Genomic DNA, 20,704 nt, shown 5'->3' on the forward strand with positions numbered 1-20,704 from the left:
TCGGCCGGTAGCCTCGGAGCGTGCTGCTCGCCTTCGACACCGCCTCACCGACGGTCACCGTCGCGCTCCACGACCTGCGGGAGGTGGTCGCCACGGCGACCTCCGCCCAGGGCATGAAGCACGGCGAGCAGCTCGCGCCGCTCGTCGAGCAGGTGCTGGCCGAGGGCGGCGCCCGTCCCGCCGACCTCACCGGCATCGCCGTCGGCGTCGGGCCCGGCCCGTTCACGGGCCTGCGGGTCGGGCTGGTCACCGCCCGCACGATGGCCCACGTGCTCGGGGTCCCCGTCCACGGCGTGTGCTCCCTCGACGCCCTCGCTCTCGAGGCCGTCGCGGCGGGCACCGTCACCGGCGACTTCGTGGTCGCCTCGGACGCGCGGCGCAAGGAGGTCTACGTGGCGTCGTACGACGCACAGGGGGCGCGTCGCGACGACCCGGTGGTCGACAAGCCCGCGGTGCTCGCCACCGACGGGCCCGTCGTAGGAGAGGGGGCCCGGCTCTATCCGGAGTCCTTCCCGGACGCGCGTGGCCCGGAGCGCCCGTCGGCGGCCTGGCTGGCGCGCGGCGTCGTCGAGGGGCGGGTCCGGGTGCTGCCGCCCGAGCCGCTCTACCTGCGCCGTCCCGACGCGGTCGCGTCGCCGCGATGACCACACCGGTCTCGGTCCGGGGCGCCACGACCGGCGACATCGCCGCGATCGTCGCCCTGGAGGCCGAGGCCTTCCCGCTCGACCCGTGGTCGGCGAACCTCGTCGGCGAGGGCGTCGAGGGCGCCCTCCCGACGGTGAGCTACCTGGTCGCCGAGCGGGCCGGTGCGTTCGCCGGCTACGGCGTGGTCAGCGTCGTCGACGTGGACGCCGAGCTGCAGCGGGTCGCCGTACCTCCCGCGCTGCGCCGCGCCGGGGTCGCCTCGGCGCTGCTCGACGGGGTCCGCGCCGTCGCCCGGCACGGCGGTGCTGAGCGCCTCCTGCTCGAGGTCCGCGAGGACAACGCCGCGGCCCGGTCGTTCTACGAGCGGCACGGGTTCGCCGAGCTCGGGCGGCGCCCGCGCTACTACCGCGACGGGACCACCGCGCTGGTGCTGAGCGCGCCCGTCACAATGGACCCGTGAGCACCCCCGACGCACCCCTCGTCCTCGGCATCGAGACCTCGTGCGACGAGACCGGTGTCGGCATCGTCCGCGGCCACACGCTGCTCGCCGACGCGGTGGCGAGCAGCGTCGAGGAGCACGCCAGGTTCGGCGGCGTCGTCCCCGAGGTCGCGAGCCGGGCGCACCTGGAGGCGATGGTCCCGACCATCCAGCGCGCCTGCGACACCGCCGGCGTGGCGCTCTCCGACGTCGACGCGATCGCGGTGACCCACGGCCCCGGCCTGGCCGGCGCGCTGCTCGTGGGCGTGGCCTCGGCGAAGGCGCTCGCGCTGTCGTTGGGCAAGCCGCTGTACGGCGTCAACCACCTCGCCGCCCACGTCGCCGTCGACCAGCTCGAGCACGGACCTCTGCCCGAGCCCTGCCTCGCGCTGCTCGTGTCGGGCGGCCACTCCAGCCTCCTCCGCGTCACCGACGTGACGGGTCACGACAGCGGCGTCGACCCGATGGGTGCCACCATCGACGACGCCGCCGGCGAGGCCTTCGACAAGGTGGCCCGGCTCCTGGGCCTGCCGTTCCCGGGCGGTCCGCACATCGACCGGGTCGCCCGCGAGGGCGACCAGGTGGCGATCGACTTCCCGCGCGGCCTGACCAGCCGGCGCGACCTGGAGCGTCATCGGTTCGACTTCTCGTTCTCCGGCCTCAAGACGGCCGTCGCCCGCTGGGTCGAGGCCCGCGAGCGAGCCGGCGAGCCCGTGCCCGTCGCGGACGTCGCCGCGTCCTTCCAGGAGGCCGTGTGCGACGTGCTCGTCCGCAAGGCGCTCGACGCCGCGCGCAGCGAGGGGATCGAGGACCTGATGATCGGCGGCGGGGTCGCCGCGAACTCCCGGCTGCGCGCCCTCGCCGAGGAGCGGGCCGGCAGGCTCGGCATCCGGGTGCGGGTGCCCCGCCCCGGCCTGTGCACCGACAACGGCGCCATGGTCGCGGCGCTCGGCGCGACGATGGTCGCGCGCGGGCGGACCCCCTCGTCCCTGGACCTGCCGGCCGACTCCAGCCTGCCGGTCACCGACGTGCTCGCCGGCTGAGCCGGCACGGCCTCAGAGCGGCTCGACCAGCAACGCGGTCCCCTCGCCCGCGACCCGGGTGAGCACCACGGTCGCCTCGGCGTCGCCGCTGAGTGCCAGCCGCTTGCGCAGCGCCTCGGGGGACACCTCGACCCCGCGCTTCTTGATGGTCAGCCGGCCGACGCCGCGCTCGCGCAGCGCGGCCTTGAGCTGCTTCTCCCGGAAGGGCAGCGGCTCGAGGACCCGGTAGCTGCGGGCGAACGGCGTCCGGAAGGGCTGGTCGGCGGTGACATAGGCGATCTTGGGGTCGACCAGCCCGCCGCCCACGCCCGCCGCGACGGCGGTCACCAGGCCGGCGCGGATGACGGCGCCGTCGGGCTCGTAGAGGTAGCCGCCGACGGCGCGCACGCCGACCGCGTCCGCACCCGGGTCCTCCTCGTCGGTGATCGTCGCCAGCCCGCCGGCGCCGATGACGGTCGCCCGGCGGGCGACGGTGGCCGTTCGGCCGGCCCAGAGCGCCGCCTCCTTGACCTCGCCCTCGTCGCTGACCCACTCGGCCTCGACGCCCGCGGGCACCAGCCCGTGGGGGATGCCGGGCGCGACCTTCACGCAGGCGTCGCGTCCGAGCAGCTCCTCGACCCAGCTCCACGGCGGCGTCCAGTCGTCCACCCGGAAGGTGCGGCCCGCGCCGGAGCGCCGGGCGGGATCGGCGAAGGCCAGGTCGAAGCCGCGGTGGTCCACCGTGGTCGCGTCCGCGACCTGCACCGCGCCCGGCAGGTCGAGCGCGGCGAGGTTCGCCTCGGCGACCGCGACCCGGACCGGGTCGAGATCCACTCCGGCGCACACCAGCCCGGCGGCCGCGGCGGCGACCAGGTCGCCCCCGATGCCGCAGCCGAGGTCGATCAGGGTCTGCGCGCCGAAGGCCGCGGCCCGTCCGGCGCGGTGCCGCGCCACGCGCAGCCGGGTGGCCTGCTCCAGCGCGTCCGGCGTGAAGTACATCCGTGGCGCCAGGTCGCCGAACTTCGCCGCCGCGCGCTCGCGCAGCTCCACCTGGGACAGCGCCGTCGCGGCCCGCTGCGGGGTCGTCGTACGACGCAGCGCGGAGCCGGCGGCCAGCGGGGTGGCGCCCTGCCCGACCAGGGTCGTGGCCTCGGCGAGCAGCGCCTGCCCCTCGTCGGTCAGCAGCCACTGGAAGTCGTCGAGGTCCACGACCCCGATCCTGTCAGGTGGTGGGGGCGAGCTCCTTCTCCGGCTCGTCGTCGCGCTTCTCGTCGCCGTGCCCGGGCCACCAGGCCGCGTGCCCGAGCAGCGAGGTCAACGCCGGGGTGAAGAACATCGACATCACGAACGAGACGATGAGGATGCCGACAGCCAGGGCGAAGCCCATGGACACGATCAGCGTGTTCCCGCCGAGCATCAGCGAGGCGAAGGTGCCGGCGAGGATGATGCCGGCCGCCGCGATCGTCGGCCCGGCGTGCGTGACCGCCTGGGTCGCCGCGTTGTGCGGGTCGCGTCCCTCACGGGCCTCCTCGCGCAGCCGGGCGATCATCAAGATGTTGTAGTCGGTCCCGAGCGCGGTGACGAACAGGTAGATGTAGATCGGCAGCATGAAGATCAGCCCGGCCTCGCCGCCGATGTGCTGGAAGGCGATCACCGTGGTGCCGAGCGTCGCGGCGAAGCCGAGCCCGACCGCGGCCATCAGGAACCACGGCGCGACCAGGCTGCGCAGCAGCAGGGCGAGGATCAGCATGATGATGACCGCCGCGACCGGGAAGACGACCTTGTAGTCGCGGGCCATCGCCGCGGACATGTCCGCGAAGATGCCGGGTGTGCCGCCGACGTACGCGTCGGTGCCGTCGGGTGCGGCGTCGTGGGCGGTGTCGCGGATGGGCCCCGCGACGTTGTCCTGGGCCGCGTCGGACACCGGGTCGTCGGACAGGGTCAGGTAGAACTGGTAGGCGGAGCCGTCGCTCGACGGCAGCGGCCCGGCCACGGAGTCCACGCCCTTGGCCTCGCCCAGGGCCGAGGCGAAGGCCGAGAGCTCGTCGGGCGTGACGTCGGCGCCCTCGGCGTCGACCAGGACCGGCACCGGCTCGGCCGCACCGGCCGAGAAGTGCTCGGTGAAGGTCTCCATCGCCTCGGTCGACTCGACGCCCTCCGGAAGGCTGGAGTTGAAGTCGAAGGAGGGGTTGAAGCTCAGCGCGAAGACGGCCAGCACGGCCATCGCACCGCCGGAGACGAGGGCGGTCAGGCCGGGACGCCGGCCCACCGTGTTGCCGAGCTTGATGAAGGTGCCGTGCTTGGGCTCCTTCTGCCAGGACTTCGAGGGCCAGAACAGGGCCTTGCCGAGCAGGGAGACCACCGCCGGGACGAGCGTGAGCGCGGCGACGAGGGTGACGAAGACCGCGATCGCCAGCGCGGGGCCGATCGCCCGGAAGATGCCCAGCGAGCTGAGGATCAGGGCCATGAAGGCCACGATGACGGCGCCACCGGCCGAGGCGATCGCCTCGCCCGCGCGGTCGAGGCTGTAGACGACCGACTCCTTGACCGCGGCTCCCTGGCGCAGGCGCTCGCGGTGGCGGAACAGGAAGAAGAGGATGTAGTCGGTGCCGACGCCGTACAGCACGACGACCAGGATCTGCTGCACCGACGCGTCGGCCTTGAGGTCGAAGATGTCGTTGGCCCAGGCGATCGCCCCGGTCGCGATCGAGGAGACCAGGCCGACCACCACGATCGGCAGCAGGCAGATCAGCACGCTGCGGAAGATCAGCGCGAGCAGGCCGACGATGAGGACCACCGTCGCGATGCCGACGATGACCAGGGTGTCCTCGCCGGACTCCTGGGAGTCCAGGCCCTGGGGGACCGCGCCGGTGGCGCGGATCTCCAGGTCGGTGCCGGACGTCAGCTTGTCGATGTCCTTGCGCATCTGCTTCGCGTCGTCCATCGCGCGGGTGTCGTAGCCGGTGGCGCCGTCGGCCAGCGGCACCACCGCGAACATCACGGTCCCGTCCTCGGAGAGGTTGGGCTGGCCCGACTCGCCCTGGGTGATCACCGCGGGCTGGAAGGTCTTCTTCCCCAGCTCCGGGGCGAGGGCGGTGGCGACCTCGGCGACCTCCGCCTGGTCGGCGTCCGTCAGCCGCTCGCCGTCCTTGCGCTCGATGACGAGGATCGCGCCGGGGGAGAACGCGTCGGAGAACTCGTCCTCCTGCAGCGTCATCGCCTTGATCGACTCGTAGTGGTCCGGCAGGAACTCGGAGTTGTCCTGGGTGGACTCCAGGGCCGGGGCGGTGGCGCCGACGACCACGGCGAGCAGGACCCAGGCGGCGATGACATACCAGCGGAAGCGGGTCACGAAGCGACCGAGCGCGGCGAACATGGTCGCAACGCTAGTGGCGGACCCGACCCCCCGGTCAACCGACTTTGGTAGGGCGTCACCAGCGCCATCGGGAGGGTGCCTCTGGCACTCCCTTGCGGAGAGTGCTAGTTTCAGCGTTGGCACTCTCACCGCGAGTGTGCCAATGCACGACACACAGACACAGTCTTAGAAAGTGGAGGTCGACATCGTGTCGGTCAACATCAAGCCGCTCGAGGACCGGATCGTCGTCAAGCCTCTCGAGGCCGAGCAGACCACCGCCTCTGGTCTGGTCATCCCCGACACGGCCAAGGAGAAGCCCCAGGAGGGCGAGGTCCTGGCCATCGGCCCCGGCCGTATCGACGACAACGGCAACCGGGTCCCGCTCGACGTCGCCGTGGGTGACAAGGTCATCTACAGCAAGTACGGCGGCACCGAGGTCAAGTACGCCGGCGAGGAGTACCTCATCCTCTCCGCCCGCGACGTCCTCGCCGTCGTTTCCTGATTTCTTCTCGAGCCGTGTGGGCGAGAGCGACCTCCGGGTCGCCCTCGCCCGCGCGGCTCGTTCACGTTGAGGAGTAGCAATGCCCAAGATCCTGGAGTTCGACGAGAACGCCCGCCGCGCGCTCGAGCGCGGTGTCGACGCCCTCGCCAACACCGTCAAGGTGACCCTCGGCCCCAAGGGTCGCTATGTCGTACTCGACAAGAAGTGGGGCGCCCCGACGATCACCAACGACGGCGTGACCGTCGCGCGCGATGTCGAGCTGGACGACCCGTTCGAGAACCTCGGTGCCCAGCTCACCAAGGAGGTCGCGACCAAGACCAACGACGTCGCCGGTGACGGCACGACCACCGCGACCGTCCTCGCCCAGGCGCTGGTGCACGAGGGCCTGCGCGCCGTCGCGGCCGGCGTCAACCCGATGGGCCTCAAGCGCGGCATGGACGCGGCCGCCGCGGCCGTCGGCGACGCCCTCAAGGCCGCCGCGCGCGACGTCGACGACGAGAAGGACATCGCCTCGGTGGCGACGGTCTCCTCGCGCGACAGCCACATCGGCGACCTGCTGGCCGAGGCCTTCGGCAAGGTCGGCAAGGACGGCGTGATCACGGTCGAGGAGTCGAACACGCCCTCCACCGAGCTCGAGTTCACCGAGGGCATGCAGTTCGACAAGGGCTACATCTCGGCGTACTTCGTCACCGACGCGGAGCGCCAGGAGGCGGTCCTCGACGACCCGTACGTCCTCATCCACCAGGGCAAGATCGGGGCGATCGCCGAGCTGCTGCCGCTGCTGGAGAAGGTCATCCAGGCGGGCAAGCCGCTGTTCATCCTCGCCGAGGACGTCGAGGGCGAGGCGCTCTCGACGCTGGTGGTCAACAAGATCCGCGGCACGTTCAACGCCGTCGCGGTCAAGGCCCCGGCCTTCGGCGACCGCCGCAAGGCGATGCTGCAGGACATCGCGGTGCTCACCGGTGGCCAGGTCATCTCGCCCGAGGTGGGCCTCAAGCTCGACCAGGTCGGCCTCGACGTGCTGGGCCAGGCCCGTCGCATCGTGATCACCAAGGACAACACCACGATCATCGACGGCGCGGGCGCCGAGACCGAGGTCGCGGCTCGCGTCGAGCAGATCAAGAAGGAGATCGAGGCCTCCGACTCCGACTGGGACACCGAGAAGCTGCAGGAGCGGCTGGCGAAGCTGTCCGGCGGCGTCGTGGTGATCAAGGTCGGCGCGCACACCGAGGTGGAGCTGAAGGAGAAGAAGCACCGCATCGAGGACGCCGTCTCCGCGACGCGCGCCGCGATCGAGGAGGGCATCGTGCCCGGCGGCGGCTCCGCCTTGGTCCACGCCGTCTCCGTGCTCGACGACGACCTCGGCCTGACCGGTGACGAGGCGTTCGGTGTCCGCATCGTGCGCAAGGCCGCGGACGAGCCGCTGCGCTGGATCGCCGAGAACGGCGGCGAGAACGGCTACGTGATCACCAACAAGGTGCGCGAGCTGGGCGTCGGCAACGGCTACAACGCGGCGACCGGCGAGTACGGCGACCTGCTGGCGCAGGGCGTCATCGACCCGGTCAAGGTGACCCGCTCGGCCCTGGCCAACGCGGTCTCCGTCGCGGGCATGCTGCTGACGACCGAGACGCTGGTCGTGGAGAAGCCCGTCGAGGAGGAGCCCGAGGCGGCCGGCCACGGCCACGGCCACGGTCACGGCCACTGACCGACCCGGCGCCAGCTGACGCCGACCCGGCGCCAGCTGGCACGGGAGGCGTCCCGACCCGGCGGAAGCTGACCTCTCGCAGGTCTGCCTCTGCCGGGTCGGCGGCTTTTCCCCGTCCTTTCGGGACGGGTCGGGGGCACGGGGGCGGCAGGCGAAACATCGACGATCGCTCCGGGACACGAATGTCCGGCATAGTGAGGACATGCTGTGGCGCGTGCGAGCCGGACTGCCCAACCGCCCCGGGGCGCTGGCCGAGCTGGCCGCAGCCTGCGGTCGGGCGGGGGTGAACATCCAGACCGTGCAGGTCTTCCCCGAGGAGGCCTCGGTGACCGACGAGCTGGTGCTCCAGGTCCCGCAGGACTGGACCCGCGAGCGCCTCCACGAGCTGCTGACCCAGGCGGGCGGGGAGTCGGTGTCCGCCGTGCCGGTGACGACGGCGGCGCTCGAGGACCAGCCCACGCGCTACGTCCAGGCGGTGCGCGCGATCATCGCCCAGCCGGCGAGCTTCCCCGACGTGGCGGCCCACCTCTTCGACGCCGACGTGACGCCGAGCGCGAACGCGAACGACGTCCTGGAGATGACCGTCGGCGGCTCGGCCACCATCCAGATCCGGCGCGACACCCCGTTCACCTCGACCGAGCGGGCGCGGGCCGCGGCGCTCGCCGACCTCGTCGGCGAGGTGCTCGACGCGCAGGCGCCCCCGGCGCCACACCAGCCGGGAGCCGGCGACCCCGACTTCGTCGCCCAGGGCGCCGTGGTGTCGGCGCTGGCCGGCGGCAAGGTCGCCGGCCGGGCCGAGTACACCGCGGCCGAGGGGGAGGCCCCGTGGCCGGTGGACCTCTGGGTGGACCCCGCCTGGCACCGCCGCGGCGTCGGGACCCGGCTGCTCGCGGAGATCGCCCGCGCGGCGCGCTCGGCCGGCGCGGAGGAGATCGTCCTGACCGCCCCGTCGGACACCAAGGCGGTCCTCCCGATGGTGCTCGCCGCGGGCATGCGCGGCCGGATCCGGATGGCGGGGGAGTCCCTGACCGTGCGGATCGCGCTGGCCGACCTGCGCCGCTGACGCCGCCGGCCCGTGTGGGGGAGATGACAGTCCCCGAGACTTTGTGAACACATTCACAAGGAGTACGGTCGAGGTGTGCTGGCCCCCGACGTCGTCACCGCCCTGACCCACCTCGCCGCCGAGGCCGAGCCCGCGGGCCTGCTGCCCGCCCGGCAGCAGATGGCGCTGTCGCTCGGCTGGCACATCGTGCTCGCGTGCTTCGGCGTCGCCTTCCCGGCGATGATCTTCACGATGCACCTGATCGGCATCCGCCGCCGGGACCCGGTGGCGCTCGGGCTCGCGCAGCGCTGGGCGAAGGTCTCCGCCGTGCTGTTTGCGATCGGCGCGGTCTCCGGCACCGTGCTCAGCTTCGAGATGGGCCTGCTCTGGCCCGGCCTGATGGGGACGTACGGCGACGTACTCGGGCTCCCCTTCGCGTTCGAGGGCCTCGCCTTCTTCCTGGAGGCGATCTTCCTCGGCATCTACCTCTACGGCTGGGGACGGATGCCACCCAGGCGGCACGTCCTCATGGTCCTTCCGATGGCGGTCACCGGCATCGCGGGTGCCTACTGCGTCCTCGCCGTGAACGCCTGGATGAACCTGCCCGTCGGCTTCGACGTCGTCGACGGCGAGGTGACCGACGTCCGTCCGTGGGCCGTGCTGTTCAACCAGCAGGCCTTCCTCCAGTTCGCCCACATGTGGGTCGGCGCCTACATGCTCGCCGGCTTCACCATCGCCGGCGTGTACGCCGTCGGCATGCTCCGCGGACGCCGCGACGCCCACCACCGGCTGGGCTTCATGGTCCCGTTCGTGTTCGCCTCCGTCGCCGCGGTCACCCAGCCCTTCGTCGGGCACGTCCTCGGCTTCGGCCTCGACGAGCGCCAGCCGGCCAAGCTGGCGGCGTTCGAGCTCGCCGAGACCACCGAGAGCCCCTCGCCGCTGCGTCTCGGCGGCGTGCTCATCGACGGCGAGGTCAAGGGTGCGATCGACATCCCCTATCTCGGGTCCCTGATCGCCATGAACTCACCCGACAAGCCGGTCCCGGGTCTCGACACGATCCCGGAGGAGGACCACCCTCCGGTCAACCTGACCCACCTGGCCTTCCAGACCATGGTCGGCATCGGAACCCTCCTCGCCGCCGCGGTCGTGTGGTTCTGGTTCCAGCGACGCCGAGGGCGCGACCTGCTGGAGCGGCGGTGGTTCCTGCGCTTCGCGGCCGCCGCCGGGCCCCTCGCCGTCATCGCGCTCGAGGCGGGCTGGATCGCCACCGAGGTCGGCCGCCAGCCGTGGATCGTCTACGGCGTCATGCGCACCCCGGAGGCCGTGGGCGACTACACCGCCAGCCTGTGGTGGCTGCTCGGGATCAGCACCGTGGTCTACACCGCGATGACCGTCGGCGCGGTCGTCGTGCTGCGCTCGATGGCCCGCCGCTGGCGCGCCGGGGAGGTCGACCTGCCCAGCCCCTACGCTCCGGAGCAGGCGGCGCAGCACTCCTCGGAGGTCGGCCGATGAGCCTCGAGCTGGCGGTGGCCGCCGCGCTCTTCGTCGGGGTGATCGCCTACGCCGTCCTCGGCGGCGCCGACTTCGGGTCGGGCTTCTTCGACCTCACCGCCGGCAGCGCGCGCCGGGGCGCGGAGCTGCGCACGCTCGTCGACCACAGCATCGGCCCGGTCTGGGAGGCCAACCACGTCTGGCTGATCTACGTCCTGGTCATCTGGTGGACCGGCTTCCCGGAGTCCTTCGCCGCGGCGATGTCGACGCTGGTGCTGCCGCTGCTCCTGGCCCTGCTCGGCATCGTGCTCCGCGGCGCGAGCTTCGCCTTCCGCAAGTACGCCGCCACGCTCGCCCAGGCCCGTCTCTTCGGCGTCGTGTTCGCGACCTCGTCGATCATCACCCCGTTCTTCCTCGGGACCGTCGCCGGCGGCATCGCGTCGGGCCGGGTCCCGCTCGACGGGGTGGGCGACCGCTGGTCGTCGTGGGTCAACCCGACCTCGCTCTTCGGTGGGGTGATCGCCGTCGGCACCTGCGCCTTCCTCGCCGGCAGCTTCCTGGTCGCCGACGCCCGCCGCAGCGGCCAGGAGCAGCTGGCCGAGGAGCTGCGGACCCGCGCGCTGGCCGTCGGCGCCGCGACCGGGGCCGTCGTCTTCGCCGCGCTGGTCCCGATCGACCACGACGCCCCGACGCTCGCCGCGGGGCTGGAGGGGCGGGCCGCCCCGCTCGTCGTCCTCGCGGGGCTCGCCGGGCTGGCCACGATGGTGCTGCTCTGGCGTCGCCGGTACGCCGTCGCGCGCATCGCCGCGGTCCTGGCGGTGACCGCGGTCGTCTCCGGGTGGGGCGTGGGCCAGTACCCGTGGCTGCTGGTCGACGAGATCACGATCGCGGACGCGGCCGGTGCCCCCGCCACCCTGCAGGGGCTGCTCGTCGCGGTCGGCCTGGCGGTGGTGGTCGTCGTACCCCCGTTGGCCTACCTGTTCCGGCTCACGCAGACGGAGGAGTGGTCCCGCCCCGACCACTGACCTCCTGGCCCGTGGGCTCCGGGGCCTCGGGCCGGTCGTGGTGGTTGCCCAGCCGCCACCCGCCGAGCGGCAGCGCCAGCGCGGACGCCGGGCCCCACGTGCCGGGGGCATAGGGCTCCGTGGGCGGGCGACGGTCGAGCACCGGCTGGAAGATCTCCCACAGGCGGTCGACCTCCTCGGAGCTGATGAACAGCGTCTGGTCGCCGCGCATGACGTCCAGCAGCAGCCGCTCGTAGGCCTCGAGCGGGTCGGCCCCCGGCACGTCGCCGACGAGGTCGAGGCGGAACACCCCCTCGACCAGCGCCATGTCCGGTCCGGGACGCTTGGCCCGCACGTCGATCGCGATCCGGGGCTGGTCCGTCAGCTCGATGACCAGCTCGTTGGGGTCGGGGTTCCCGCCGTCCTCGGGCTTGAGCCAGCGGTGGCGTGGGTCCCGGAAGCGCACGGTGATGGTGCGCTTGCCCTCCGCGAGCGCCTTGCCGGTGCGCAGGTAGAACGGCACGTCGCGCCAGCGGTCGTTGTCGATCCAGACCTCGGCCGCCACGAACGTCTCCACCTCGGAGTCGGGCGCCACGTCGGGCTCGTCGCGGTAGCCGTCGTACTGGCCGAAGACGACGCGCTCGGGGTCGATCGGCCGGACGGCGGAGAAGGTCGCGGCCTTCGCGGCCCGGATCGCGGAGGCGCGGAAGGCGTGCGGGTCCTCGAGCGCCACGAACCCGAGCAGCTGGGCGAGATGGGTCGTCACCATGTCGCGCAGGCAGCCGGTGCCCTCGTAGAAGCTGCCCCGGCCCTCGACCGTCAGCCTCTCGGGGACGTCGATCTGCACCGACTCGATGGTGTGCCGGTTCCAGGCCGGCTCGAAGAGCCCGTTGGCGAAGCGCAGCGCGAGGATGTTCTGGACCGCCTCCTTGCCCAGGAAGTGGTCGATGCGGAAGACCTGGTCGCCGGCGAACGCCGTCGCCAGCACCGCCTGGAGCTCGCGCGCGGTCGCGAGGTCCGTGCCGAAGGGCTTCTCGGTGACCAGGCGCGAGCGGGCGACGAGGTCCTCCCGGTCGAGCATCCCGACCATGCCCTTGACCGCCCCGGGTGGCACCGACAGGTAGAGGAGGCGGCGTACGTCGCCCAGGAGGCAGCCGCAGGTCGCGAGGATCCGGTCCTCGGCCTCCGCGACGGCCCGGGCGAGCTCGCTGCCGTCGTCCGCGGAGGACGCCACGAAGCGGGTGCGCTCCAGCAGCGGGCCGGCCACGCGCTCGTCGACCTCGCCCACGAACTCCGCCAGCGCGTCACGCACCTGGCGGCGGAAGTCCTCGTCGCTGCCGGGGGCGTGGCGGCCGCTCCCGATCACCTCGAAGTGGTCGGGGAGACGCCCGGCCGCGGCGAGCCGGTAGAGGCCCGGGAACAGCTTGCGCGCCGCCAGGTCGCCGGTCGCACCGAAGAGGACGAGCACGTGCGGAGGAAGGTCCGAGGTCACCTCCCCAGCCTCTCGGACCCGTCAAGGGGTGACGGGCACCACGCCCTACACTGGTCCAGTGGAGGTCCCCGACAAGTTCGCCGCACTCGGTCTCACCTACGACGACGTCCTGCTCCTGCCGGGTCATTCCGACCTCGTGCCGGACGAGATCGACACCACCTCGCGGCTGACCCGCGAGATCTCGCTGCGCTCCCCGCTGATCAGCGCCGCGATGGACACCGTGACCGAGTCCCGGATGGCGATCGCGATGGCCCGCCAGGGCGGCATCGGCATCCTGCACCGCAACCTCTCCGCCGAGGAGCAGGCCTACCAGGTCGACCTCGTCAAGCGGACCCAGACCGGCATCATCTCCAACCCGGTCACCATCGGCCCCGACGCGACGCTCGAGGAGCTCGACCGGATCTGCGGCGAGTACCGCGTCTCCGGCCTTCCCGTCGTCGACGGCGAGAACCGCCTCCTCGGCATCTGCACCAACCGCGACCTGCGCTTCACCCCCGTCGCGGAGTGGGCGACCACGAAGGTCGACGAGGTGATGACGCCGATGCCCCTGGTCACCGGTGCCGTCGGGATCAGCCGCGAGGACGCCACCGCCCTGCTGCGCAAGCACAAGCGCGAGCGCCTGCCGCTGGTCGACGAGCACGGCCGGCTGGGCGGCCTGATCACCGTCAAGGACTTCGTGAAGTCCGAGCAGTTCCCCCTCGCCTCGAAGGACGCCGACGGCCGGCTCATGGTCGGCGCGGCGATCGGCTACTTCGGCGACGCCTGGGAGCGTGCCACCGGACTGATCGAGGCCGGCGTCGACGTCCTCGTCGCCGACACCGCCCACGGCCACGTGACCCTGCTGCTCGACATGGTCCGCCGGCTGAAGTCCGACCCGGCCACCCGGCACGTCCAGGTCATCGGCGGCAACGTCGCCACCCGCGAGGGCGCCCAGGCCTTCGTCGACGCCGGCGCCGACGCCGTCAAGGTCGGCTTCGGCCCCGGGTCGATCTGTACGACGCGCGTCGTCACCGGCTGCGGCGTCCCCCAGGTCACCGCGGTCTACGAGGCGTCGCTCGCGGCCAAGCCGGCCGGCGTACCGGTGATCGCGGACGGGGGCCTGCAGCAGTCCGGCGACATCGCCAAGGCGATCGTCGCGGGCGCGGAGTCGGTGATGATCGGCTCCATGCTGGCCGGCTGCGAGGAGTCGCCCGGCGAGGTCGTCTTCCACCAGGGCAAGCAGTACAAGGCCTACCGTGGCATGGGCTCGCTCGGCGCGATGTCCTCGCGCGGCAAGAAGTCCTACTCCAAGGACCGCTACTTCCAGGCCGAGGTCGCCAGCGACGACAAGATCGTCCCCGAGGGCATCGAGGGCCGGGTCGCCTACAAGGGCCCGCTGGCCGGCGTCGCCCACCAGCTCCTCGGCGGGCTGTCGCAGTCGATGTTCTACGTCGGCGCGCAGACCATCCCCGAGCTGCAGGAGAAGGGCCGGTTCATCCGGATCACCTCCGCCTCGCTCAAGGAGAGCCACCCCCACGACATCGAGATGACCGTCGAGGCCCCCAACTACCACCGGTAGTCGGCGCGAGCGCGTCGTCCATCGAAGGCGGCGCGCTCGCAGGGGGCGTATGCGATCCGGTCCTGGCGGTACCGCTGGACCAGCCAACAGGGGAGGATCGCGATGGACGTCGACGACTGGTTCCGTGACGGGAACGACCCGGGCTGGATCGCGGTGTACGTGCTGGTGGCGCTGGTGCTGCTGGCCGCTCTCGCGATGATCGCCGCCCGCAGGAAGCGCGAGCGGGACCTGCACCGGGCGCACGAGCTCCGCACGGAGGCGCAGCGGCACGAGCCGGCGCTGCGGGCCAAGGACGCCGAGGCCCGCCAGCTCGAGGCCGAGTCCGAGCAGGCGCGCGCGGAGGCCGACCGGCTCGAGGCGGTGGCCGAGGAGAAGAGGAACAGGTTCGAGAGGGAGCGCGCCGAGCAGGAGCGGCGGCTGCACGAGGCCGACAAGCTCGACCCGCGCGAGCCCGGCCGGCACGAGTCACGCGGCTGAGGCCTGCCGGACGGGTGCTCTCCGGCCGGCCCCGATATCCTCCTCCGGTGAGCGACATCGAGATCGGCCGCGCCAAGCGCGCCCGGACGGCGTACTCCTTCGACGACATCGCGATCGTGCCCTCGCGGCGTACCCGCGACCCCGAGGAGGTCAGCGTCGACTGGCAGATCGACGCCTACCGGTTCTCGCTGCCGATCCTGGCGGCACCGATGGACTCGGTGATGTCGCCGCGGACCGCCATCGAGTTCGGGCGGTACGGCGGGCTCGGCGTACTCAACCTCGAGGGCCTGTGGACCCGGTACGACGACCCCGAGCCGCTGCTCGAGGAGGTCGCGGGGCTGCAGGGCGAGGAGGCCACCCGCCGGCTGCAGGAGATCTACACCGAGCCGATCAAGGCCGAGCTGGTCGCCGAGCGCCTGCGCGAGGTGCGCGAGGCCGGCGTGACCGTCGCCGGGTCGCTCTCGCCGCAGCGCACCAAGGAGTTCGCCAAGGCGGTCACCGACGCGGGCGTCGACCTCTTCGTGATCCGCGGGACGACGGTGTCGGCCGAGCACGTCTCGAGCCAGGCCGAGCCGCTGAACCTCAAGGAGTTCATCTACGAGCTCGACGTACCCGTCATCGTCGGCGGCTGCGCGACCCACCAGGCCGCGCTGCACCTGATGCGCACCGGGGCGGCGGGCGTGCTCGTCGGCTTCGGCGGCGGCGCGGCGCACACCACCCGGACCGTCCTGGGCATCTCCGTCCCGATGGCCAGCGCGGTGGCCGACGTCGCCGCCGCGCGGCGCGACTACCTCGACGAGTCGGGTGGGCGCTACGTCCACGTCATCGCCGACGGCTCCATCGGCACCTCCGGCGACCTCGCCAAGGCGATCGCCTGCGGCGCCGACGCCGTGATGGTCGGCTCGCCCTTCGCCCGCGCCACGGACGCGCCAGGCCGCGGCTTCCACTGGGGCGCCGAGGCGCACCACGCGGACCTGCCCCGCGGGCAGCGCGTCCAGTTCGACCAGGTCGGCACCTTCGAGGAGATCCTGTTCGGGCCTTCGCGCGTCGCCGACGGCACCATGAACCTGGTGGGCGCCCTCAAGCGCTCGATGGCGACCACCGGCTACACCGAGCTCAAGGAGTTCCAGCGCGTCGAGGTCGTCGCCCACTGACCCTCGCAGGGATGTTGAGTCGTCACTTCTGACCCCTCGAGTCGTCACTTCTGACCCCTCGAGTCGTCAGATCCGACCCGTCGACCTCCCGGCCAGGAGGACGGGTGGCAGCTCGACGGGTCACAAGTGACGACTCGACGGGTCGGAACCGACGACTCAACGGATCTCAGGGGCGGAGGGAGCGGAGGACGTGGGCGGTGAGCCGGTCCGCCCAGGCGTCGTCGAGGGAGGTGGCCAGGGCACCGGGGGTGAGGAGGAGGCCGGCGATGACCGTCCCGACGACGCCCTGCACGAGGTCGGCGGCGCGGACGTCCGGGTGGGCCTCGCCGTCGGCGACCGCGTGTCGGAGCCGCTCGTCCAGAGCCGCGAGCACGCCCGCGAAGCGCCCGATCATCGTGGCGTGGAGGTCGGGATAGGTGCCGGCCTCGGCCAGCAGGCCCGGCAGGGCCGCCGCGGCCGCGGGGGTGCACAGGGCGTCGCGGGTCCCGCGGACCAGGTGGGCCGCGACGTCGCCGAGGTCGGTGTCGCGGTCGACGTCGGCGCCGAGGGCGAGCTCGTCGGGGAACACCGCCTCGTGCACGAGATGGGGGAGCGCGGGCCAACGGCGGTAGAGCGCGGCCTTGGTCGTGCCGGCCCGGGACGCCACGGCGGCGCCGGTCACGGCGGCGTACCCGCCCTCCGCCAGCAGCTCCCGTACGGCGACCAGCGCGGCCTGCTCGATCCGCGGGTCCCGCGGGCGGCCGGTCGACCTGGTTGCCATGACCCTCTTCCCCTCTTTCGATACCGAAGGTACCGTAACGCGCACGTCCCCTAGAACGTGTTCTAGAACGAGGGGCGCCCGACCCGAGGAGGGCCCATGACCGAGGCATCGGTGCCGCCGGACTTCACGCTGCAACGCTCGAGCCGCGACCGGGCCGAGGTGCACGACCGGCTGGAGGCGTGGCTCGCCGACGTGCTGCCGCCCGGCTCCGAGCCCGTCGTCACGCTGCACGCCGGCATCGACACCAACGGGATGTCGAGCGAGACGGTGATCCTCGACGTCGCCTGGACCGAGGGAGGCGAGCGCCGCACCGGCGGGTACGTCGCCCGGGTCGCGCCCGCGCAGGCCGACGTCCCGGTCTTCCGGGAGTACCGCCTCCAGGACCAGTACGACGCCATGCGCCTCGCCGGCGAGCTGACCGACGTCCCCGTCCCCGCCGTGCGCTGGTTCGAGCGGACCGGCGCCGTCCTCGGCACCCCCTTCTTCCTCATGGACCGGGTCGAGGGCCTCGTCCCGCCCGACGTCATGCCCTACCCCTTCGGGGACAACTGGCTCTTCGACGCCGACCCTGCCGACCAGGAGCGGCTCGAGCGCAGCAGCGTCGAGACCATCGCGAGGCTCCACGCCATCGCGGCCCCGGAGACCACCTTCGCGTTCCTCGACCCGGCGGCCACCGGCCACGCCGGCGCGACGCCGCTGGCGCGCAACCTCGCGAAGACCCGTGCCTGGTACGAGTGGGCCGCCGCCGACCTCGCGCGCTCCCCGCTGGTCGACCGCGCCCTGGCGTGGCTCGAGGCGAACCTGCCCGGCACCGACGAGGCCGTGCTGTGCTGGGGGGACGCCCGGATCGGCAACATGATGTACCGCGACTTCACGCCCGTCGCCGTCCTGGACTGGGAGATGGCCTCGATCGGCCCGCGGGAGCTCGACGTGTCCTGGATCGTCTTCGCCCACGAGGTCTTCCAGACGATCGCCCAGGTCTTCGAGCTGCCGGGCATGCCGGACTTCCTCACTGAGGAGTCCGTGCGGGCGACCTACCGGGAGCTGAGTGGCGTCGAGCTCGGCGACCTCACCTGGTACCACCTCTACAACGCCGTCATCTGGTGCGTGGTCTTCATGCGCACCGGCCTGCGGCAGGTCCGCTTCGGCGAGATCGAGCCGCCCGACGACATCGAGACGCTCTTCCACTGCAAGCCGCTGGTCGAGCGGCTGCTGGCCGAGGTAGGTGCCTGAGATGACCGGAGTGGCCGGGGAGCACGGCCGGCACGGCGAGTACGTCGGCATCGGACCCCTCGACGAGTATCCCATCCACCAGCTCCCGCAGCCCGTGGCGTGGGGCGGCAGCAGCGACCGGCACTTCTACGACCGCAGCTACTTCAACTGCCACGACCGCAGCGGCGACATCATGCTCATCACGGGGCTCGGCTTCTACCCCAACCTCGGCACCAAGGACGCCTACGTCCTCGTGCGCCGCGGCGACGTGCAGACGGCGGTGCACCTCTCCGACGCGGCCGACCCGCGCGGCGGGGACCGGATGGAGCAGCGGGTGGGCGGCTACCGGGTCGAGGTCGTCGAGCCGCTGCGGGAGCTGCGGGTGGTGCTGGAGGAGACCGAGGGGATCGCCGTCGACCTGCGCTGGCGCGGCCTGCACCCGGTCATCCAGGAGCTGCCGCACGTCATGCGCCAGGGGCCGGGGACGGTGCTCAACGCCCAGCGCTTCGCCCAGGTCGGCAGCTGGGAGGGCCGCATCGCGATCGACGGCGAGGAGATCGCGGTGACCCCGGAGCTGTGGACCGGCTCCCGCGACCGGTCCTGGGGCATCCGGCCGCAGGGCGAGCCGGTGACCCCCGGCCGCCCCGCCGAGCCGCCCTTCGACGGCATGTGGTGGCTCTACGTGCCGATCGGCTTCGACGAGTTCTGCCTGTGCGTGATCATCCAGGAGACGCCCGACGGCTATCGCACCGTCAACGACTGCACCCGCGTCTGGCGCGACGGCCGCGTGGAGCAGCTCGGCTGGCCGCGCGTCGAGATCCGCTACGAGCCCGGCACCCGGGTGCCCACCGGCGCCACCCTCGCCTGTACGACGCCCGACGGGAGGCCGCTCACCTTCGAGGTCACCTCCCACCTGCCGACGCCGATCCACGTCGGCGGCGGCTACGGCGGCGACTCCGACTGGGCCCACGGCACCTGGAAGGGGACCGGCTTCACGGAGCGGGTCACCTACGACATGAACGACCCGGCCGTCGCCGGCCGCGTCATGTTCGGCGTCATCGACCACGTCGGCTCCGCGACCGTGCACGGACCCGGCGCCGGCGTACCCGACGGCACCGAGGGCTGGGGCCTCTTCGAGCACGGAGCCCTCGGCCGCCACGACCCCTCCGGATTCACCGACTGGTTCGACGTGTCCGGTGGTTGAGGTGCGAGGCCGCCCGCGGCCGAGCCTCGAGACCTCCGGACTGCTCGACGATCCGGAGGCTTCGAGGCTCCTCGCTGGCGCTCGTCGCACCTCGACCACCGGCAGAAAGGAACACCCATGAGCAACCTCGACCGCGACGCCCTCTTCATCGGCGGCACCTGGACCGCCCCCGCCACCGACGCCGTGCTGGAGGTGGTCTCGCCGCACTCGGAGGAGGTCGTGGCGCGGGTGCCCGATGGCTCGGCCGCGGACATCGACGCCGCCGTCGCCGCGGCGCGCCGCGCGTTCGACGAGGGACCCTGGCCGCGGATGAGCCCCGCGGAGCGGATCGAGGTCGTGCAGGCCCTCTCCGGGCTGTACGCCGCGCGCCTGGACGAGATGGCGACGATCATCTCCACCGAGATGGGCTCGCCGATCTCGTTCAGCTCGCTGGCCCAGGCGCCCGCGCCGTGGATGCAGATCGAGGCCTTCCTCGCCATCGCCCGGGAGTTCCCCTGGGAGGCGACCCGGCCCGGCGCGCTGGGCGCGGACGTCGTCGTACGTCACGAGCCGGTGGGCGTGGTCGCCGCGATCCCACCGTGGAACGTCCCCCAGTTCACGATCCTGTCGAAGGTCGTCCCCGCGCTGCTGGCCGGCTGCACGGTCGTCGTCAAGCCGGCGCCGGAGACCCCGCTCGACGGCTATCTGCTGGCCGAGCTTCTCGTCGAGGCCGGCGTCCCCGAGGGCGTGGTGTCCATCGTCGCCGGCGGCCGCGAGGTCGGGGAGCATCTCGTGCGCCACCCCGGCGTCGACAAGGTCGCGTTCACCGGGTCGACCGCGGCCGGGCGCCGGATCGGCGCGATCTGCGGCGAGCAGCTCAAGCGGGTCTCGCTCGAGCTGGGCGGCAAGTCGGCCGCTATCGTCCTCGACGACGCCGACGAGGCCGCCACGATCGAGGGACTGAAGTTCCTCGGCGTGATGAACTCCGGCCAGGCCTGCGTCGCGCAGACCAGGGTGCTGGTCAGCCGCGAGCGCCACGACGCGTTCGCCGCCACGCTGGCCGACGCGATCGGCGCCATGAAGGTCGGCGACCCGATGGACCCGGCGACCGAGATCGGCCCGATGGTCGCCCGGCGCCAGCAGGAGCGCGTGGAGAAGTACATCGCCCTCGGCCAGGAGGAGGGTGCCCGTCTGCTCACCGGAGGCAACGGCCGTCCGGACGGCCTGGACCGGGGCTGGTACGTGCGTCCGACCGTCTTCGCGGGGGTGGACAACCGGATGCGGATCGCGCAGGAGGAGATCTTCGGTCCCGTCCTCGCCGTGATCCCGTACGACGACGTCGCGGACGCGGTGCGCATCGCCAACGACTCCGAGTACGGCCTGGCCGGCACCGTGTGGACCGCCGATCCGGAGGCCGGTCTCGAGGTCGCCCGCGGGGTCCGCACCGGGACCTACGGCGTCAACACCTACACGATGGACTTCGCCGCGCCCTTCGGCGGCTTCAAGGCCTCCGGCCTGGGCCGTGAGTTCGGTCCCGAGGGTCTGGCGCAGTACACCGAGGCGAAGTCGGTCTACCTGTCGGCGCCGCCGATGTGAGCACCGGCCCGGTCAGTACGGGCCCGTC

At 72.6% G+C, this 20,704-nt stretch carries 18 protein-coding genes; 14 read left to right on the top strand and 4 right to left on the bottom strand.

Translation table 11 applies throughout. The features are described 5' to 3' along the window. Nucleotides 1-20 precede the first annotated feature (20 nt). The 3 genes from tsaB to tsaD are packed head-to-tail and all read left to right on the top strand — an operon-like array spanning nucleotide 21 to nucleotide 2,166. On the top strand, nucleotides 21-644 hold the full coding sequence (tsaB, locus tag ACJ5H2_RS04375; RefSeq protein WP_408898345.1) for a tRNA (adenosine(37)-N6)-threonylcarbamoyltransferase complex dimerization subunit type 1 TsaB: 624 nt from the start codon (nucleotides 21-23) through the stop codon (nucleotides 642-644). Continuing rightward, a complete protein-coding gene (gene rimI / locus ACJ5H2_RS04380; protein ID WP_408898346.1) occupies nucleotides 641-1,105 on the top strand; it encodes a ribosomal protein S18-alanine N-acetyltransferase in 465 nt (154 codons plus the stop codon). The genes tsaB and rimI overlap by 4 nt, the downstream gene beginning before the upstream one ends. After that, nucleotides 1,102-2,166 (top strand): tRNA (adenosine(37)-N6)-threonylcarbamoyltransferase complex transferase subunit TsaD, encoded by a 1,065-nt coding sequence (tsaD, locus tag ACJ5H2_RS04385; RefSeq protein ID WP_408898347.1) that lies wholly within the window; start codon nucleotides 1,102-1,104, stop codon nucleotides 2,164-2,166. The genes rimI and tsaD overlap by 4 nt, the downstream gene beginning before the upstream one ends. Nucleotides 2,167-2,178: 12 nt before the next feature. Here tsaD and ACJ5H2_RS04390 read toward each other — a convergent pair whose 3' ends face one another. Further along, on the bottom strand, nucleotides 2,179-3,354 hold the full coding sequence (locus ACJ5H2_RS04390; protein ID WP_408898348.1) for a THUMP-like domain-containing protein: 1,176 nt from the start codon (nucleotides 3,352-3,354) through the stop codon (nucleotides 2,179-2,181). 13 nt (nucleotides 3,355-3,367) lie between these two features. Further along, nucleotides 3,368-5,521, bottom strand: coding sequence for an MMPL family transporter (locus ACJ5H2_RS04395; protein ID WP_408898349.1), 2,154 nt, complete (start codon nucleotides 5,519-5,521; stop codon nucleotides 3,368-3,370). 187 nt (nucleotides 5,522-5,708) lie between these two features. Here ACJ5H2_RS04395 and groES point away from each other — a divergent pair, with 187 nt between their 5' ends. The 5 genes from groES to ACJ5H2_RS04420 all read left to right on the top strand — a co-directional run bounded on the left by groES (nucleotide 5,709) and on the right by ACJ5H2_RS04420 (nucleotide 11,265). After that, complete coding sequence (groES, locus tag ACJ5H2_RS04400) at nucleotides 5,709-6,002, top strand: co-chaperone GroES (RefSeq protein ID WP_408899586.1); 294 nt, start codon at nucleotides 5,709-5,711, stop codon at nucleotides 6,000-6,002. Nucleotides 6,003-6,081: 79 nt separating this feature from the next. Further along, complete coding sequence (groL, locus tag ACJ5H2_RS04405; RefSeq protein WP_408898350.1) at nucleotides 6,082-7,707, top strand: chaperonin GroEL; 1,626 nt, start codon at nucleotides 6,082-6,084, stop codon at nucleotides 7,705-7,707. Between the two features lie 202 nt (nucleotides 7,708-7,909). Beyond that, nucleotides 7,910-8,770, top strand: a complete 861-nt coding sequence (locus ACJ5H2_RS04410) for a GNAT family N-acetyltransferase (RefSeq protein ID WP_408898351.1) — start codon at nucleotides 7,910-7,912, stop codon at nucleotides 8,768-8,770. A gap of 75 nt (nucleotides 8,771-8,845) precedes the next feature. Next, complete coding sequence (locus tag ACJ5H2_RS04415) at nucleotides 8,846-10,261, top strand: cytochrome ubiquinol oxidase subunit I (RefSeq protein ID WP_408898352.1); 1,416 nt, start codon at nucleotides 8,846-8,848, stop codon at nucleotides 10,259-10,261. After that, complete coding sequence (locus ACJ5H2_RS04420) at nucleotides 10,258-11,265, top strand: cytochrome d ubiquinol oxidase subunit II (RefSeq protein ID WP_408898353.1); 1,008 nt, start codon at nucleotides 10,258-10,260, stop codon at nucleotides 11,263-11,265. Before ACJ5H2_RS04415 ends, ACJ5H2_RS04420 begins: the two co-directional genes overlap by 4 nt. Here the strand turns inward: ACJ5H2_RS04420 and zwf are convergent. After that, a complete protein-coding gene (zwf, locus tag ACJ5H2_RS04425) occupies nucleotides 11,228-12,736 on the bottom strand; it encodes a glucose-6-phosphate dehydrogenase (RefSeq protein ID WP_408898354.1) in 1,509 nt (502 codons plus the stop codon). The two genes, ACJ5H2_RS04420 and zwf, sit on opposite strands and share 38 nt — an antisense overlap. Before the next feature lie 58 nt (nucleotides 12,737-12,794). Between zwf and guaB the strand changes: the two genes are divergently transcribed. The 3 genes from guaB to ACJ5H2_RS04440 all read left to right on the top strand — a co-directional run bounded on the left by guaB (nucleotide 12,795) and on the right by ACJ5H2_RS04440 (nucleotide 15,925). Further along, the gene (gene guaB / locus ACJ5H2_RS04430) at nucleotides 12,795-14,294 is read left to right on the top strand and encodes an IMP dehydrogenase (RefSeq protein WP_408898355.1); all 1,500 of its coding nucleotides are present in this window, start codon (nucleotides 12,795-12,797) and stop codon (nucleotides 14,292-14,294) included. Nucleotides 14,295-14,396: 102 nt separating this feature from the next. Then, complete coding sequence (locus tag ACJ5H2_RS04435) at nucleotides 14,397-14,771, top strand: hypothetical protein (protein ID WP_408898356.1); 375 nt, start codon at nucleotides 14,397-14,399, stop codon at nucleotides 14,769-14,771. 47 nt (nucleotides 14,772-14,818) lie between these two features. Next, nucleotides 14,819-15,925, top strand: coding sequence for a GuaB3 family IMP dehydrogenase-related protein (locus ACJ5H2_RS04440; protein WP_408898357.1), 1,107 nt, complete (start codon nucleotides 14,819-14,821; stop codon nucleotides 15,923-15,925). A 166-nt stretch (nucleotides 15,926-16,091) separates the two neighbouring features. Here ACJ5H2_RS04440 and ACJ5H2_RS04445 read toward each other — a convergent pair whose 3' ends face one another. Beyond that, nucleotides 16,092-16,685 carry a helix-turn-helix domain-containing protein gene (locus ACJ5H2_RS04445; protein ID WP_408898358.1) on the bottom strand — a complete coding sequence of 198 codons (594 nt, stop codon included), beginning with the start codon at nucleotides 16,683-16,685 and terminating at the stop codon, nucleotides 16,092-16,094. A gap of 96 nt (nucleotides 16,686-16,781) precedes the next feature. On the opposite strand from ACJ5H2_RS04445, the gene ACJ5H2_RS04450 reads away from it, so the two are divergent. From ACJ5H2_RS04450 to ACJ5H2_RS04460, 3 genes are all read left to right on the top strand, one after another. Further along, the gene (locus tag ACJ5H2_RS04450; RefSeq protein ID WP_408898359.1) at nucleotides 16,782-17,918 is read left to right on the top strand and encodes a phosphotransferase family protein; all 1,137 of its coding nucleotides are present in this window, start codon (nucleotides 16,782-16,784) and stop codon (nucleotides 17,916-17,918) included. A 1-nt stretch (nucleotide 17,919) separates the two neighbouring features. Next, nucleotides 17,920-19,101: a hypothetical protein gene (locus ACJ5H2_RS04455; protein WP_408898360.1), complete on the top strand. Its 1,182-nt coding sequence runs from the start codon at nucleotides 17,920-17,922 to the stop codon at nucleotides 19,099-19,101. 117 nt (nucleotides 19,102-19,218) lie between these two features. Further along, on the top strand, nucleotides 19,219-20,676 hold the full coding sequence (locus ACJ5H2_RS04460; protein ID WP_408898361.1) for an aldehyde dehydrogenase: 1,458 nt from the start codon (nucleotides 19,219-19,221) through the stop codon (nucleotides 20,674-20,676). The last annotated feature ends 28 nt before the right edge of the window (nucleotides 20,677-20,704 follow it).

The organism is Nocardioides pymetrozini, from assembly GCF_046058985.1.
Lineage (GTDB): Bacteria > Actinomycetota > Actinomycetes > Propionibacteriales > Nocardioidaceae > Nocardioides.

Bases quoted from the DNA above. Each gene is read 5' to 3' on its own strand.
- ACJ5H2_RS04410 (WP_408898351.1), top strand. From the start codon at position 7,910: ATGCTGTGGCGCGTGCGAGCCGGACTGCCCAACCGCCCCGGGGCGCTG.
- ACJ5H2_RS04420 (WP_408898353.1), top strand. From the start codon at position 10,258: ATGAGCCTCGAGCTGGCGGTGGCCGCCGCGCTCTTCGTCGGGGTGATC.
- ACJ5H2_RS04395 (WP_408898349.1), bottom strand. From the start codon at position 5,521: ATGTTCGCCGCGCTCGGTCGCTTCGTGACCCGCTTCCGCTGGTATGTC.
- ACJ5H2_RS04455 (WP_408898360.1), top strand. From the start codon at position 17,920: ATGACCGGAGTGGCCGGGGAGCACGGCCGGCACGGCGAGTACGTCGGC.
- ACJ5H2_RS04435 (WP_408898356.1), top strand. From the start codon at position 14,397: ATGGACGTCGACGACTGGTTCCGTGACGGGAACGACCCGGGCTGGATC.
- ACJ5H2_RS04450 (WP_408898359.1), top strand. From the start codon at position 16,782: ATGACCGAGGCATCGGTGCCGCCGGACTTCACGCTGCAACGCTCGAGC.
- groL (WP_408898350.1), top strand. From the start codon at position 6,082: ATGCCCAAGATCCTGGAGTTCGACGAGAACGCCCGCCGCGCGCTCGAG.
- ACJ5H2_RS04445 (WP_408898358.1), bottom strand. From the start codon at position 16,685: ATGGCAACCAGGTCGACCGGCCGCCCGCGGGACCCGCGGATCGAGCAG.
- rimI (WP_408898346.1), top strand. From the start codon at position 641: ATGACCACACCGGTCTCGGTCCGGGGCGCCACGACCGGCGACATCGCC.
- ACJ5H2_RS04460 (WP_408898361.1), top strand. From the start codon at position 19,219: ATGAGCAACCTCGACCGCGACGCCCTCTTCATCGGCGGCACCTGGACC.